This is a genomic window from Streptomyces sp. DSM 15324 (assembly GCF_001514285.1).
GTDB lineage: Bacteria > Actinomycetota > Actinomycetes > Streptomycetales > Streptomycetaceae > Streptomyces.
In genome coordinates this window covers 128,469-141,965 of the sequence record NZ_KQ949031.1, presented here as the reverse complement: position 1 = coordinate 141,965, position 13,497 = coordinate 128,469, and the positions used below count along the sequence as shown (strand labels likewise).

Sequence of the window (13,497 nt, the reverse complement as noted above, 5' to 3'; positions counted from 1 at the left end):
GTTCTGGACCACAGGTCCAACACACCGGACGCTCCCCACCCGCCCGGCGATCGATCGATCGATCAAGGGGTGGCGTCCCCAATCCCCGTTTCCCTAGGATGTGTTACCGACCGCGACGACGCGGCCACGGCCGGAGCTGGGGGAGAAGACATGCAGTCCGGGAAGCCTCTGTCCACGGAGATCGACGCCACGATCCCGACGGCGGCGCGCATGTACGACCACTACCTCGGCGGCAAGGACAACTACGCGGCCGACCGGGCCGCCTGCGCCGAGCTGGACAAGGTCGTACCGAGCACCCGTGCCCTCGCCCTGAACAACCGCCGCTTCCTCCAGCGGGTCGTGCGGACCCTGGCCCAGGAGTACGGCGTCCGGCAGTTCCTGGACCACGGCTCCGGCCTGCCCACCCAGGACAACGTCCACCAGGTCGCCCAGCGGATCGACCCGAGCGCCCGTGTCGTCTACGTCGACAACGACCCGATGGTCCTCGTGCACGGCCGCGCCCTGCTGGAGCAGGACGAGCGCACCACCGTGATCCACGCCGACATGCGCGAGACCGAGGCCATCTTCACCCACCCCGACACGGAGCGGCTGATCGACTTCTCCCAGCCGGTGGCCGTGCTGTTCAACTCGGTCTTCCACTGCATCCCCGACAGCGACACCGACGGCCCGTCCGCCGTGGTCCGCCGGGTGTGCGAACGCCTGGCCCCCGGAAGCTATCTGGTGATGTGTCAGCTGGTCAGCGAGGATGCGGCGGTACGGGAGTTCGTGACCGACTTCATGGACAAGGCCACACAGGGGCACTGGGGCCGGGTGCGGGAGCAGAAGGACGTCGCCGCCTGGTTCGAGGGGCTCGAGATCCTCGCACCGGGACTGGTCGAGGTCTCCACCTGGCGGCCCGACACCGAGGTCGCCCCCCGCCAACTCACCCAGGAGTGGATCGAGTTCGGCGGCGTGGGACGTCTGGGCTGACCGGGACCCGGACCCGGCCAGGCCGTCACGCGTAGCGCTGCCGGATGGTCTCCTCGATCATCCTGAGCGACTCGCGCGGCTGGAGCGCCTGGTCGGCGAGCCGGTCCAGGGCGACCCGGTACTCCTCCGTCTCGTCCCGGTCCTCCAGGAAGGTCGCGCTCCTGATCTGCTCCAGATACACGATGTCGGGCAGATCGGCACCGCCGAACCGCAGATAGGTGACGGGGATGGCCGGGGCGGAGGCGTGCGTGACGTCCAGCGGGACGACCTGCACGGTGACCTGGGGCAGCCGGGCCAGCTCCACCAGATGGGCGAGCTGCTCGCGCATCACCTCGCGGCTGCCCAGCACCCGCAGCAGCACCGACTCGTCGAGGATCGCCCACACCCGCGGGGCGTCGGCGCGGTGCAGCAGCTCGCTCCGCCGGGTGCGCAGCTCCACCCGGCGCTCCACCTCCCGCGGCGAGGCCGAGGGCAGTCCGCGCTCCACAACCGCCCGAGTGTACGCGGGGGTCTGGAGCAGACCCGGCACGTACTGGATCTCGAAGGTACGGATCGCGGTGGCCGCCTCCTGAAGTCCGACCAGGCGATCGAACCACTCGGGCATCAGCCGTTTGTCGTACCGCTGCCACCAGCCCGGCTCCCCCGCCTGCCGCAGCAGCTCCAGCAGCACCGAGGCCTCGTGCTCCTCGGCGCGGTACAGGGCCAGCAGCGCGCGGACGTCACCCTCCGTCGGCGGGCGGCGCCCCTTGCCGGCCTCGATGCGCGACAGCTTCGCCGGGCTGAACCGGACCGCACGCGCGGCCTGGTCCTGGGCGAGCCCGGCGTCCTCGCGCATGCCCGTGAGCTGGACCCCGACCAGCATTTTGAGCAAGGTCGGGGCGGGCTCCGCGCGGTTCAGATACGGTTCGAGGCGGGAGACTCGAGGTGACTCGGCAGACATGCTGTGACTCCCCACGGACCGGCAGACGACAGACCCCAGTATCGCATCCGAGGCCCGACGGCCGTAGGGAGCAAGGGAATTGAACCGGCGCCCCGTCGGCGGCACCCTCCCGCCGGAGGCGCTCACAGCAGGTGGTCGAACTCCCCGTCCTTCGCCCCCGCCAGGAACGCCGCCACCTCGGCCGGCGTGTAGACCAGGGCCGGACCGTCGGGGTCCCGGGAGTTGCGCATCGCCACACCGCCCCCGTCCAGCGCCGCGACCTCGACGCAGTTGCCCTCCGCGTTGCTGTGACTGCTCTTGATCCAGCGGACGCCGAGCTCGCTCGCCCGCACTCCGTTCGACACCGATCCGGTTCCTGACGACACGGCAACTCTCCTCGCTTCGTACGCGCAATTTCCCGTGAAATTGCACGAGGACATCGTCAGCGTGGATAATAACCGTGCCGTCAACCGCAGTTCCGGCAGCCCGTCCTGACCTCGCCTCAGGGAGATGCCCCGTGTCATCACCTGCGCAGTTCCGGAACCACGAGTCCGTCCTCGACTCGTCCAGGACCGCAAGCCTGCACCTCGGGGGCGGCCGGGAGGGATGCGCCGAGGCCCGGAACTTCACCCGGCGCACGCTCTGCGGCTGGTCCCTGGACCACTGCGCGGACGACGCGCTCACCGTCGTCACCGAACTCGCCTCCAACGCCGTCCTGCACGGCCTGCCGCCCCTGCCCACGGATCACGTGACGGATCACTTCGACGTACGGCTCCGGCTCACCCTGCGCCGCTCGCACCTGATGTGCGCCGTCACCGACCCCAGCGACAGCCCGCCCCTGTACCCGCACCCCGGCGACGACCTGCTGGAGCACGGCCGCGGGCTGTACATCGTCGAGACCCTCTCGGAGCACTGGGGCTGGACCCGCCGCTCCCCCGTGGGCAAGACCGTCTGGGCCATGCTGCCGACCCGCACCTGCACGACATGACCGCCATGAGGAGAACCCCACCCCTTGAGGACCTGGGACATGTGCCCTGGCCCGAGATCCGGGACACCACCGGATCCGCCGCCGGCATCCCCGCCCTGCTCACCACCGTCGCCCGCGGCGACGCCGAGACCGCCGAGAGCGCGCTCGGGCAACTGCGCCGCCGTATCTGCCGGTACGGCTTCGTGGTGGACCAGGCGACCGCGGCCACGGTGCCGTTCCTCTGGGAGCTCGCACGGCTTCCGCAGGTCACCTGCCGGGTGGCCATACTGCGTCTGCTGAGGAGCATCGCCGACGCCCGCCAGTGGGAGACCACCGCCGCCGCCTACCCCAAGCTGCTGCGCCACCCGGACAACCACGTGGCCTGGGAGCGCCAGGCACGCCACGCCGTCCGGGCCCAGCGGGGCCTCCTGGAGGATCTCCTCACGGACCGCGACAGCGAGATCGTCGAGGCCGGCCGGGAACTCGCGGCGACGCTGAACGACTGAAGACCGGGCGGCGAGCCGGTCCGTCCGGGGGAACCGACCGCTAGGTTGACCGTATGAGCAACCTTGACCGTGCGCCCGTGCCGAGCGTGTGCGGCGGGCGTGGATTCGTGGTCGCCGAACCCGTCCGCGAGCTGCTGAGCCCCCGCAAGGTGCAGCTCGGCGAGTCGACCGAGGTGCGCCGGCTGCTGCCGAACCTGGGCCGGCGCATGATCGGCGCCTGGGCCTTCGTCGACCACTACGGCCCCGACGACATCGCCGACGAACCCGGTATGCAGGTGCCGCCGCATCCGCACATGGGACTCCAGACCGTCAGCTGGCTGCACGAGGGCGAGGTGCTGCACCGCGACTCCACGGGCAGCCTCCAGACCGTCCGCCCCCGGGAACTCGGCCTCATGACCTCGGGCCGCGCGATCAGCCACTCCGAGGAAAGCCCGCGGACCCACGCCCGCTACCTCCACGGCGCCCAGCTCTGGGTGGCCCTCCCCGACGCCCACCGCCACACCGAGCCCCACTTCGAGCACCACGCCGCGCTGCCCACGGTCACCGCGCCCGGCCTCACCGCCACCGTCGTCCTCGGTGAACTCGACGGCGCCCGCTCCCCCGGGACGACGTACACCCCGATCGTGGGCGCGGACCTCGCCCTGGCCCAGGGCACGGACGTACGCCTGCCACTCGTCCCCGACTTCGAGTACGGCGTCCTGTCGATGTCCGGCGAGGTCCACGTCGACGGCGTCCCGGTCCTCCCGGGCTCCCTCCTCTACCTCGGCTGCGGCCGCACCGACCTCCCCCTGCGCGCCGACACCGACGCGGGCCTGATGCTCCTCGGCGGCGAGCCCTTCGAGGAGGAGCTGATCATGTGGTGGAACTTCGTCGGACGGGTCCCAGGACGAGATCGTCCAGGCCCGCGAGGACTGGATGAAGGGGACACGGTTCGGAGAGGTACGGGGCTACGCCGGGGCACCGCTGCCCGCACCGGAGCTGCCTCCGACGCCGCTCAAGCCGCGGGGAAGGGCGCGCTGAGCCGGGAAGTCGGCGAATGCCCGCCGGCTGTGCACGAGCAGTTCACGCATCCCCGGGCTGTGCGTGTTCTTCCAGATCAGGGCGAGCAGGGCGGGTGTGTCCACGTCCTCGATGGTGCGGGCGGTGAGCCGGTCGCGGTAGCTCGCGGCCATGGAGTCGCTGAGGACGGCGACGGCGAGCCCCCGGGCGGCGAGGGCGGCAATGGCCTCCGCCGCGCCGGCCTGCAGGGTGATCGCGGGCTGGAGGCTCTGTGCGGCGCAGGCCTGGTCGAGTACCGTGCGCAGGCCGGTGCCGGGCGGCATGCACACGATCGGGTAGGCGATCAGGTCGCGCAGGGTGACCCGCCGCTGCTTCGCCAAGGGGTGCCCGGCCGGGACCGCCGCGACGAGCCGCTCGCTGATGAGGGTCAGCGCGTCCAGCCCTTGGGGCGTGGCGGTTGCCGTCCCGATGAGTGCCAGGTCGACGGTGCCGCTGCGCACCCCCTCGACGAGCCGGTCGGAGCTGTCCTCCAGCAGTGAGATCTCCACACCGGGATGTGCCTGGTGGAACGCGGCGAGGGCGTCGAACAGCGGGGTCAGGGTGCAGCCGACGACCATCCCGACGGTGAGGCGTCCCCGGATCAGGTCGGTGACCTCGCCCACCGCCTGGCCGACCGCCCCAGCGGCGGCGAGTGCGGCGCGGGCGTGGCCGAGGGCGGCCTTTCCCGCGACGGTGAGGGTGACGGTGCGGGCCGACCGGTCGAACAGCTCGGCTCCGAGTTCCCGCTCCAGCCGGCGGATCTGGGCGCTCACGCCGGACTGGCTGATGTGCACCCGCTCGGCTGCCCGGGTGAAGTTCTGTTCCTCGGCGACCGCGACGAAGTATTCCAGCTGCCTCAGTTCCATGACTGAGGATTCTAGTTCCCAGAAGATCCATCTGTTGGAATTCTGGCCGCTCTGCCGCCAGGCTGGGAAGCGTCGAAGCCCCACGAGGAGGAATTCATGCCGGAGTACGAGAAGGCCATGCGGCCCGAGGACATCACCCGCTTGTTCGTCGAGCGATCCAACGCCGGTGACGCGGCCGGGGTCGCCGCCCTGTACGAAGAGGGCGCGGTGATGGCCTACCCGCCCGGTGACCGGACGGTGGGCCGGGAGGCGATTCGTGCGCTGTGGGAGAAGGTGCTGGCCCACCGTCCCCGTTTCGAACAGGAACAACCGCTGCCGACGCTGATCAGTGGAGACATCGCCCTCACCTCGACTCCCCCACGGGACGGGGCCGGTGCCCGGGCGCAGGTCGTCCGGCGCCAGCCCGACGGAAGCTGGCTGCGTCTGCTGGACCAGCCCGAGTTCGTCCCACCCACCAGCTGATCCCTCGCCTCGGCGGTGAGCCGGTGGGCGCGGCCGTCCCGGGAGCCCGTGCCGACGCCGGGTCGCGGGCCCCGGGTCGTGCGCCGGAGTCCGACGCGTCGTGGTCAGCGGCGGAGTTCTCGGTAGCGGCTCGGGGTGGTGCCGTAGGTCGAAGTGAAGGTGCGGCTGAAGACGGCCAGGTTGGCGAACCCGTACCGGGCCGCGATGTCGGTGAGCGAGTGGTGGGCGTTGCGGGGGGAGAGCAGCGCCTGGCGGCAGGATTCCAGGCGGCGGGTCCTGATCGCGGTGGCCACCGTCGTGTCGAAACGGGAAAAGATCCGGTGCAGGGTGCGCGTGGAGACGTAGAAGGTGCTCGCGATCTGCTGGGGTGACAGGTCCGGGTCGTCGATGTGAGCGTCGATGTGGTGCAGTACGGCCGTGTAGAGCCGACGCGCCTCGGCGTTGGGGTCGTCCGGTTCGACCTCCTCGAGGGCGGCCGTGATCGCCAGCTCCGCGATCTCGTCGGCGAGCCGGATCGCACCGGCGGAGGACACCTCGCAGCCGGGGGCCAGCAGATTCGACAGCACTGGTGACAGCAGCCGCCCCAGCGCCGAGTCCGCAGTGCCGGGTGTCGCCGAGCAGGGCTTGCCGGGCCCGGGGCAGCCACCGGTCCGGGGCGCTTTGCCCGGTGTCCGCGCCGAGTTCCACGCGCGGGAACGCCTCCAGTGCGGGGGGTGTGTCCGCCGGGAGGACGGGGGTGTTCTCCGGGAGGTACAGCACCCGCGCACCGGCCCGGGTCTCGAGGTCCTCGACGGACACGAAGGCGTCGTCGTCCACCTGACCGTCGAGGGAGAAGAAGAGCAGGGTCCCGTCCCGCGGGAAGTCCTCGGCACGTCCGCCCCGGGGAAGTGCGGCAGACCGCACCGAAGCGACGAAGGACAGGGGCCCGTGTCCGGGCCACTCGGGCCAGGCAACCCCGGCCGGAAGCTCGGGGGCCCCGCCGAGGGCGGCCACGATCTGCTCGCCGTGAACGCCGGTCCGCCCTGGCGGCGAACCGGCGCCCCCTGCCCCGCTCCGCAGGAGCTTCGATTCCTCCCTGGCCTGAAGGCCGGGACATCCACGAAGGAGAGGACCGATGAGAACCTCACTCGTGGCCGCCGCTGACGCCGACGGGCCAACTGCCGTGTCGTGACACGATAGAGCCGCCCTGGATGTGCCCGGCGCCCAGGACCCAGCAGACGGCGGGATGGCCGGCGACCACCGAGAAAGGGCGTGCCCCATGGACGAAGAGGCGTGCCTCGACCGCTACGGTGTGCACCCGGCCGAAGCCGACCTCGACGACATTCGTCGGCTGCTCGGGGCGCAGATCGCACGCGAGCGCCAGGCACAGGGCGCCGGCGACACGGAGCTGATGAGACTGTGCTGCGTCCAGCTGTTCAACGCCGGCGGTCTCGACGACGTACTGCTCATCTGGGACGCCAAGACCGCCAGTATGGACGCCGACTGCTCGATCGACATCCAGTTGCTGTGCGGGACCGGACTGGCCGGGACCAAGGCGTACCTGCGGTCCCGGCGTCGGCCCGACGCCGCGGCCGCGCTTCGGCGGTTGCTCGTCTGCGAGCAGGCCGGCGACTTCGAGGACTTCTCCGTCGCGGGGTATTCCACCCGGTACGCCGCCTACTACGCGCCGTGACGGACGCGGGCGAGATCTCCTTTGCCCCCTCTTGAACATTTCTTGGGACGGGGTGAGTTGGAAGGGCGTCAGGCACGTATTCGTCTGCGACCGCCCCGCCGGGCGACGAGCGATTCCGACAGACCCCCTCGACCGCACAGGAGGAACAGTGCAGCTCTCACGCAATTTCGTGGGCACTCTCGTCGTGGGCGGCGCCCTGACCCTGACAGTGAGCGCCCTCGCGTACCCGTCGATGCTCGGTCTGACCACCGTGTCGACCTCGCCCGACCGGCTCATCGCGAACACCCAGTGGGGGCCGTTCACCGAGAGCGACCGGGCTTTCGTGGTGGCGGTGCGGGCGGCCGGTCTCTGGGAGCACCCTGTCGGACTGATCGGGCTGGAGAAGGGCCAGAGCAAGGCCGTCAAGACGGCCAGCGAGCATCTCGTCGACGGGCACGCGGCCCTGGACGAGACCTGCCGCAAGATCGCACCGATGCTGAACGTCGTCCTGCCCAACGTGGCCAGCCCCCAGCAGGAGGGCTTCGTCACCACCCTGAAGACGTCCCAGGGCAAGCAGTTCGACATCGACTTCGCCAACATCCTGCGCATGACGCACGGTTCCATCTTCAACACGGTGGCGAAGGTCCGGGCGACGACGAAGAACTCCCTGGTGCGCGCGTTGGCGGACCAGGCGAACGACACCGTCCTGGACCACATCACGGTGATGGAGCAGACCGGTCTGGTCGACTTCGACACCACGCTCTTCAACCAGACCAAGCCGCCGACCCTGCCCAAGTCGGACATGACCCCGCCGGTCCCGCCCGCCGGTCAGCCGCTGGTCGTCCTTCCGCCGCCGCCGAACGCCACGTCCACCCCCGCGGACCTGGGCCCGGCGATGAACGGCGCGGCCGCCAACGGATAGACGCCACCCAGGGGCGGCCGAGGTTGCGCGGGGAGGCCCGCCTCACCCCTCGGACTGCCCCTCGACCTTCCGCAGCAGGCCCAGCAACGCCTCGCGCTCCGGCTCGGTCAGGCCCTCGAAGCACTCCGCGAGCACCTCGTCCGCCACCGCGTGACCGGCCTTCAGCATCCGGCTCCCCTCCGGAGTGAGGTGGTGCTCGATGCGGCGGCCGTGTCCGGGGCGCCGGTCCACCAGCCCCTGCGCCGCCAGGCGCCCGGCGAGCGTGCCGAAGGCCTGCTCGCTCTGGAAGGTCGCCGCCGCCAGCTCCCGGGCGCTGGCGCCCGGCACGCGGCCGATCGCCCGCAGGGCGTCCCACTGCGCGAGCGTGCTGCCGACGGACGCGAGACGCGTGTCGAGCGCCCGGTGCTGGCGGTACTGGGCGGCCTTCACGGCCCGTCCGAGGATCTGCAGTTCAACGGCCATGTCGGCCAGGCTAGCACAGCGACTAAGCTTGCTTATATAAGCATCCTTAGTTACTGTCGGCCGCATGACTCCGACACCGGCCCGCGCCCTCCCCCTCACTCTCACCGAATCCGGCCCCGCCACCGGCCGCCCCGTCCTCGTGCTGCACGGCGGCGGCGGTCCCGCCACCGTCGCCCCGATCGCCGAGCACTTCGCCGGCACCGCCCCCACGCTGTTGCCCACCCACCCCGGCTGGGACGGCACCCCTCGCCCCGCCGGCCTCACCCGGGTGGCCGACCTCGCCGCCGCCTATCTCCGCCTCCTGCGCGAACGCCACCTGTCCGACGTCCTGGTGATCGGCTCGTCGCTGGGCGGCTGGATCGCCGCCGAACTGGCCGCGGCCGACACGGAGGGACTGATCAGCGCGGTCGCGCTGCTGAACGCGGTCGGCATCGAGGTCGACGACGAACCGATCCGGGACTTCTTCGCCCTCGACGCACGCGGCATCGCCGAGTACGCGTACCACGACCCCGAGCGCTTCCACGTCGACCCGGCGACCCTGCCGGCCGAGCGACTGGCCGCCATGCGGGCCAACTCGGCCACCCTGCGCGTGTACTCGGGCGGCCCCGCCATGAACGACCCCGCCCTGCGCCCGCGCCTCGCGGCCGTCACCGTCCCCACCCTCGTCGTATGGGGCGAGAGCGACCGCATCGCGACTCCGGCCTACGGCAGGGAATATGCGGCGTCGTTCGCGAACGCCCGTATGGAAGTGGTCGCCGAAGCGGGCCACTTGCCCCATCTCGAACAGCCGGAGCGCACCTTCGCCCTGCTCGACGCCTTCGCCGCACGGACCACGCGCCGATGATCACGAACGGAGGTGCGCCCGCGACCCCGGCCGCACATGACCGGCCCTGCCGTCGCGCACGCACCGGGCTCGCCACGACCCCCACACGACCGCCGCCACGCCCACACCCGCGCACACCACCCACACCGCCCGGACCACCGCGACCGCCGCAGCCGGCATCAGGACGCCCTCGTTCCCGCACCGGTCAACGCCGATCGCCCTCGACACCGGGGAGAGCGGACGGCGTTCTCACCACCCGCCGCTTCGGGCCCGGCCCCGAGCGCACCGGACCGGAAGGCCGGGGCGTGCGCCGGGGGCGGCTCAGGGCGACGCCCGACAGGACCAGGGCCAGGCCCGCCAGTTGCCGGCCGGTCAGGCCCTCACCCGCCATCGCCGTACCGAGGACGACACCGGTCACCGGGTTGAGCAGGCCGATCAGCCCGACCGTCCCCGCGGGCAGGTGTCGCAGACCGGTGAACCAGGCGACGAACGCCAGGGCCGTGGCGACGAGGGAGACGTAGGCGAAGGCGAGGAGGGTCGGGGTGGAGGCGCTGGGTGGAGCACCCTCCACCGCCGCGGCGACCGGCAGCAGGAGGAGACCGCCGGCCGTGAGCTGCCAGGCCGTCGACGCGAGCACGTCCGCGCCGGTGCTCCAGCGTTTGGCGAGGATGTGACCGAAGGACGACACCAGCAGCGCGGCGGCCGAGGCGAGCACCCCCGGCACACTCACCGCCTCCGCCCCCGTGAGCAGCATGAGGCAGACCCCGGCCAGTCCGACCGCGGCACCGGCCAGGTGACCGGCCCGCGGACGCTCGGACACCAGGGGCCAGGCGATGAGCATCATCGTGAGCGGCGACAGCGCCATCACCGTCGAGGCGACGCTCGTCGGCAGGAGCTGGGAGGCGGCGTAGACGAGGACGAAGAAGACGCTCATGTTGAGCAGCCCGAGCACCGCGGAACGCCACCACCACGCGCCGTGCGGCCGCCGCCGGGACAGGGCCAGCAGGACCAGCCCGGCGGGCAGCGCCCGCAGGGCGGCTCCCCACAGCGGTCGGTCGGCGGGCAGGAACTCGTGCGTGACGAAGTAGTTGGCACCCCAGGCCACCGGGGCTAGCGCGGTCAGGGCCGTCAGGGCCACCCGGCGTACATTCGCTTCCATGGAAGCCAATATAGCTTCCATGGAAGCGAATGTAACTTCCCGGGAAGCGAAGGTAACTTCCGGGGAAGCTAATATGGCTGTCATGGAACAGAACGGTGAACCGCTGGACCACGTGGCCCGCATCCAGGCCGACTGGCGCCGGGAGCGCCCCGATGTGGACGTGAGCCCCCAGGGCGTGTTCGGCCGGCTGCACCGGCTGGCCGACCGGCTCACCGGCGAACTGTGCCTGGTCTACGGCCGCTACGGCCTCGGCGAGGGCGAGTTCGACGTACTGTGCGCCCTGCGCCGCGCCGGGGAGCCCTACGAGCGGGCCCCCGGCGAACTCGCGGCGCACACCATGGTCACCACCGGCGCGATGACGAAGCGGATCGACCGGCTGGAGCGGGCCGGGCTCGTCACGCGCCGCCGTTCCGCCGACGACCAGCGCGGCCGAATCGTCGCCCTCACCGGGCCCGGCCGCGAACTGATCGACCGGGCCTTCACCGAGCACATGCACAACGAACGCCGCCTGCTGGACCTGCTGACGCCCGCCGAGGCCGCGACCCTCGAAGCACTGCTCACCGGGTGGCTGGGCCGCATGGAGCATCCGGGAGCCGCCGACGCCGAGTGACCGGCGCCGCGGGCGACCCCGCCCGGTAGTGGAATATTCAACGACCACCTCCGGTTGACGGCGGCGAAGGAGGTCACGAGTGAACATGACATACGGCACGGGGTACGACGCGACGAGCGAGTCGGCGTACTACGCCCACGGGACCCCGGCCGAGCGCTGGGAGCGCGCACGGCTGTTCTTCGACGCGCGGGACTACACCGCGGCGGCCCGGGTGCTGGCGCCGCTGGTCGACGAGGTGCCGGAGCAGACCGGACCGCGGCTGCTGCTGGCCCGCGCCTACTACCACTCGGCCCAACTGCGCCGCGCCGAGACCGAGTTGCGGCTGATCGTGGAGCGCGACCCGGTGGAGCACTACGCGCGCCTGATGCTCGGCCGCACCCTGGAGCGGCAGGGACGGCACACGGAGGCGGCACCGCATCTGCGGATCGCCTCGGCGCTGGCCGGGGACTTCCCGGAGGACTGATCCGGCCCAGGACATGAGCGGGCCCACGACATGATCGGGTCCCGGGCGTGATCCGCCCCACGACACGGGAGCGGCCCGGCGGTGGACCTCACCGCCGGGCCGCTCCCGTGTGCATGGTCGCTCCCGTGCTCTCGGGCTCGGGCCTACGCCTCCGCCTATGCCTCTGCCTGCGCCTCGGCCTTCGCCCTCGTCCGGCGCCGGTGGGCCAGTTCGCCGAGGATCACGTCCACCACCAGGAAGCCGGCGAGCGGGATGCCGAGGAGCGGGACGAAGTAGCCGAGCACGGCGACCGCCGCCATCAGCGGCACCAGGACGTACGGCGGAACCTGCGCCCAGGCGCCGCGCGGGATCGGGCGCCCGAAGGCGGAGCCGCGGCCACGCTGCCACCACATGCGGTAGCCCCACACGATCAGCAGGATCAGGGAGAGCGCGAGCAGCATCAGCGCGATCTGGTTGACCAGCCCGAACAGGGTGCCGGTGTGCAGGTCGATGCCCCAGCGGGTCAGCTTGGCGAGCACCGGATAGTCGGCGAAGCGCACGGTGTCGGTGACCTCGCCGGTCGCGGGGTCGATCGCGACGGTGTCCTGCTTCTCGGGCCAGCTGCGCTGGATCTGCTTGACGACGTACGCCGAGGAGGCGTCGGCGGGCGGGACGATCTCGACCGGGTCGCCCAGCCCCTCGGCGCGCGCGGCGGCGAGCACCTTGTCCAGGCCGACGCCGTGCTCGCCGTCGCCGCCCGAACCGGAGGCCGCGTCATGACCGGCGTGCTCGCCGCCGCCGCTCACCGCGGCCGAGACGGACGGGGTGGCCTGCTTGAGCGAGGTGCGCAGCTCGTCGATGTTGGCGCCGGCATAGGTGGACCAGGTCAAGCCGGTCGCGGACAGGAAGAAGAACCCCGCGGCGGCCCAGACGCCGACCGTGCCGTGCAGTCCGAGGGTGCGGCGGCGGCCGCTGGTGCCGCGCACCTTGCGCAGCGCGCGGCGGCGGGAGAACCACAGCACGATACCGCCGGCCGCGATCACCCAGAGCCAGCTCGCGGCCAACTCGCTGTAGAGACGGCCGGTTTCGCCGAGGTGGAGGTTGCGGTGCAGGCCGGAGATCCAGGTGCGCACCGGCAGGGCGCCCGAGGAGCCGTACTGCTCCAGCGCGCCGCGCACCTCGGCGGTGTACGGGTCGACGAACACGGCGAGGGTGTGCTCGGGGTCGACGCCCTCGACGCCGGAGAGCATCACCCGGGTGGTGGCGTCGTCCTGCGGAGAGGGGCGCACGGCCGAGACCGTGCCCTCGGGGTGGGCCTTGCGGGCGGCGGCCACCTGCTCGGATATCGGCAGCTTGGTGTCGCCGGCGGGCACGGTCATCTCGTGCGCGTAGAGGAGCTTCTCGACCCGGAAGGAACCCGCGTACAGCAGGCCGGTGACGGCGGCGATCAGCAGGAACGGCGCGACGACGACGCCCGCGTAGAAGTGCAGACGCAGCACCAGGGGGCGCAACGAGGCCCACGGGCCGGGGGACTTGGGCAGCGGGTCCGGGGCCGGGCCCGCCTCGGGGGCCTCGCCCGTGGGGGTCGAGGGAGCGGTGGTCATCGGGGAGCTACTCCGGGATCGGGGACGGGTTGAGCCGGGACGGTCCAGTAGTCGGATCGCGCCCGGGCCGAGTTCCCGCGAGTTCTCGTGACCTGCG

General features: G+C 71.8%; 16 protein-coding genes and 2 pseudogenes. 10 read left to right on the top strand and 8 right to left on the bottom strand.

What is annotated here, in order from left to right; genetic code table 11:
* Positions 1-150: 150 nt before the first annotated feature.
* The gene (locus tag AQJ58_RS26765; protein ID WP_067254576.1) at positions 151-969 is read left to right on the top strand and encodes an SAM-dependent methyltransferase; all 819 of its coding nucleotides are present in this window, start codon (positions 151-153) and stop codon (positions 967-969) included.
* A 25-nt stretch (positions 970-994) separates the two neighbouring features.
* On the opposite strand, the gene AQJ58_RS26760 is transcribed toward AQJ58_RS26765, so the two are convergent.
* A complete protein-coding gene (locus AQJ58_RS26760; RefSeq protein ID WP_067254573.1) occupies positions 995-1,909 on the bottom strand; it encodes a helix-turn-helix domain-containing protein in 915 nt (304 codons plus the stop codon).
* A gap of 122 nt (positions 1,910-2,031) precedes the next feature.
* Positions 2,032-2,253, bottom strand: coding sequence for a DUF397 domain-containing protein (locus AQJ58_RS26755; RefSeq protein WP_067254572.1), 222 nt, complete (start codon positions 2,251-2,253; stop codon positions 2,032-2,034).
* Positions 2,254-2,405: 152 nt separating this feature from the next.
* On the opposite strand from AQJ58_RS26755, the gene AQJ58_RS26750 reads away from it, so the two are divergent.
* From AQJ58_RS26750 to AQJ58_RS41585, 3 genes and pseudogenes are all read left to right on the top strand, one after another.
* Positions 2,406-2,876: an ATP-binding protein gene (locus AQJ58_RS26750; protein ID WP_067254570.1), complete on the top strand. Its 471-nt coding sequence runs from the start codon at positions 2,406-2,408 to the stop codon at positions 2,874-2,876.
* 5 nt (positions 2,877-2,881) lie between these two features.
* Positions 2,882-3,361: a hypothetical protein gene (locus AQJ58_RS26745; protein WP_234360310.1), complete on the top strand. Its 480-nt coding sequence runs from the start codon at positions 2,882-2,884 to the stop codon at positions 3,359-3,361.
* Positions 3,362-3,414: 53 nt separating this feature from the next.
* Positions 3,415-4,381: pseudogene (locus AQJ58_RS41585) on the top strand (pirin family protein).
* Here AQJ58_RS41585 and AQJ58_RS26740 read toward each other — a convergent pair.
* Positions 4,309-5,265: a LysR family transcriptional regulator gene (locus tag AQJ58_RS26740; RefSeq protein ID WP_079079275.1), complete on the bottom strand. Its 957-nt coding sequence runs from the start codon at positions 5,263-5,265 to the stop codon at positions 4,309-4,311. The pseudogene AQJ58_RS41585 and the gene AQJ58_RS26740 overlap by 73 nt on opposite strands.
* A 96-nt stretch (positions 5,266-5,361) precedes the next feature.
* Here AQJ58_RS26740 and AQJ58_RS26735 point away from each other — a divergent pair, with 96 nt between their 5' ends.
* Positions 5,362-5,727: a YybH family protein gene (locus tag AQJ58_RS26735; protein ID WP_067254566.1), complete on the top strand. Its 366-nt coding sequence runs from the start codon at positions 5,362-5,364 to the stop codon at positions 5,725-5,727.
* A 104-nt stretch (positions 5,728-5,831) separates the two neighbouring features.
* On the opposite strand, the gene AQJ58_RS26730 is transcribed toward AQJ58_RS26735, so the two are convergent.
* Both AQJ58_RS26730 and AQJ58_RS46035 read right to left on the bottom strand, forming a co-directional pair.
* The gene (locus AQJ58_RS26730) at positions 5,832-6,293 is read right to left on the bottom strand and encodes a helix-turn-helix domain-containing protein (protein ID WP_067254564.1); all 462 of its coding nucleotides are present in this window, start codon (positions 6,291-6,293) and stop codon (positions 5,832-5,834) included.
* 178 nt (positions 6,294-6,471) lie between these two features.
* Positions 6,472-6,987, bottom strand: a pseudogene (locus AQJ58_RS46035) (DUF1963 domain-containing protein); the annotation flags it as partial.
* Between AQJ58_RS46035 and AQJ58_RS26725 the strand changes: the two are divergent.
* Positions 6,986-7,399 carry a hypothetical protein gene (locus tag AQJ58_RS26725; RefSeq protein WP_067254561.1) on the top strand — a complete coding sequence of 138 codons (414 nt, stop codon included), beginning with the start codon at positions 6,986-6,988 and terminating at the stop codon, positions 7,397-7,399. The pseudogene AQJ58_RS46035 and the gene AQJ58_RS26725 sit on opposite strands and share 2 nt — an antisense overlap.
* A gap of 184 nt (positions 7,400-7,583) precedes the next feature.
* The gene (locus AQJ58_RS26720) at positions 7,584-8,300 is read left to right on the top strand and encodes a DUF4142 domain-containing protein (protein ID WP_067255138.1); all 717 of its coding nucleotides are present in this window, start codon (positions 7,584-7,586) and stop codon (positions 8,298-8,300) included.
* Between the two features lie 42 nt (positions 8,301-8,342).
* Here the strand turns inward: AQJ58_RS26720 and AQJ58_RS26715 are convergent, their stop codons facing one another.
* The gene (locus AQJ58_RS26715; protein WP_067254559.1) at positions 8,343-8,762 is read right to left on the bottom strand and encodes a MarR family winged helix-turn-helix transcriptional regulator; all 420 of its coding nucleotides are present in this window, start codon (positions 8,760-8,762) and stop codon (positions 8,343-8,345) included.
* 64 nt (positions 8,763-8,826) lie between these two features.
* On the opposite strand from AQJ58_RS26715, the gene AQJ58_RS26710 reads away from it, so the two are divergent.
* Positions 8,827-9,606: an alpha/beta fold hydrolase gene (locus AQJ58_RS26710; protein WP_067254556.1), complete on the top strand. Its 780-nt coding sequence runs from the start codon at positions 8,827-8,829 to the stop codon at positions 9,604-9,606.
* Between the two features lie 184 nt (positions 9,607-9,790).
* Here AQJ58_RS26710 and AQJ58_RS26700 read toward each other — a convergent pair whose 3' ends face one another.
* On the bottom strand, positions 9,791-10,744 hold the full coding sequence (locus AQJ58_RS26700) for an EamA family transporter (protein WP_079079260.1): 954 nt from the start codon (positions 10,742-10,744) through the stop codon (positions 9,791-9,793).
* 82 nt (positions 10,745-10,826) lie between these two features.
* Here AQJ58_RS26700 and AQJ58_RS26695 point away from each other — a divergent pair, with 82 nt between their 5' ends.
* Entirely contained in the window at positions 10,827-11,354 is a 528-nt protein-coding gene (locus tag AQJ58_RS26695; RefSeq protein ID WP_107122172.1) for a MarR family winged helix-turn-helix transcriptional regulator, read from the top strand.
* A gap of 85 nt (positions 11,355-11,439) precedes the next feature.
* Positions 11,440-11,817 carry a tetratricopeptide repeat protein gene (locus AQJ58_RS26690; protein WP_067255135.1) on the top strand — a complete coding sequence of 126 codons (378 nt, stop codon included), beginning with the start codon at positions 11,440-11,442 and terminating at the stop codon, positions 11,815-11,817.
* Positions 11,818-11,972: 155 nt separating this feature from the next.
* On the opposite strand, the gene AQJ58_RS26685 is transcribed toward AQJ58_RS26690, so the two are convergent.
* Entirely contained in the window at positions 11,973-13,400 is a 1,428-nt protein-coding gene (locus AQJ58_RS26685) for a PepSY-associated TM helix domain-containing protein (RefSeq protein WP_067254546.1), read from the bottom strand.
* Positions 13,401-13,497: the final 97 nt, after the last annotated feature.

Bases quoted from the DNA above. Each gene is read 5' to 3' on its own strand.
- AQJ58_RS26765 (WP_067254576.1), top strand. From the start codon at position 151: ATGCAGTCCGGGAAGCCTCTGTCCACGGAGATCGACGCCACGATCCCG.
- AQJ58_RS26760 (WP_067254573.1), bottom strand. From the start codon at position 1,909: ATGTCTGCCGAGTCACCTCGAGTCTCCCGCCTCGAACCGTATCTGAAC.
- AQJ58_RS26745 (WP_234360310.1), top strand. From the start codon at position 2,882: ATGAGGAGAACCCCACCCCTTGAGGACCTGGGACATGTGCCCTGGCCC.
- AQJ58_RS26740 (WP_079079275.1), bottom strand. From the start codon at position 5,265: ATGGAACTGAGGCAGCTGGAATACTTCGTCGCGGTCGCCGAGGAACAG.
- AQJ58_RS26735 (WP_067254566.1), top strand. From the start codon at position 5,362: ATGCCGGAGTACGAGAAGGCCATGCGGCCCGAGGACATCACCCGCTTG.
- AQJ58_RS26725 (WP_067254561.1), top strand. From the start codon at position 6,986: ATGGACGAAGAGGCGTGCCTCGACCGCTACGGTGTGCACCCGGCCGAA.
- AQJ58_RS26715 (WP_067254559.1), bottom strand. From the start codon at position 8,762: ATGGCCGTTGAACTGCAGATCCTCGGACGGGCCGTGAAGGCCGCCCAG.
- AQJ58_RS26710 (WP_067254556.1), top strand. From the start codon at position 8,827: ATGACTCCGACACCGGCCCGCGCCCTCCCCCTCACTCTCACCGAATCC.
- AQJ58_RS26700 (WP_079079260.1), bottom strand. From the start codon at position 10,744: ATGGAAGCGAATGTACGCCGGGTGGCCCTGACGGCCCTGACCGCGCTA.
- AQJ58_RS26695 (WP_107122172.1), top strand. From the start codon at position 10,827: ATGGAACAGAACGGTGAACCGCTGGACCACGTGGCCCGCATCCAGGCC.
- AQJ58_RS26690 (WP_067255135.1), top strand. From the start codon at position 11,440: ATGACATACGGCACGGGGTACGACGCGACGAGCGAGTCGGCGTACTAC.
- AQJ58_RS26685 (WP_067254546.1), bottom strand. From the start codon at position 13,400: ATGACCACCGCTCCCTCGACCCCCACGGGCGAGGCCCCCGAGGCGGGC.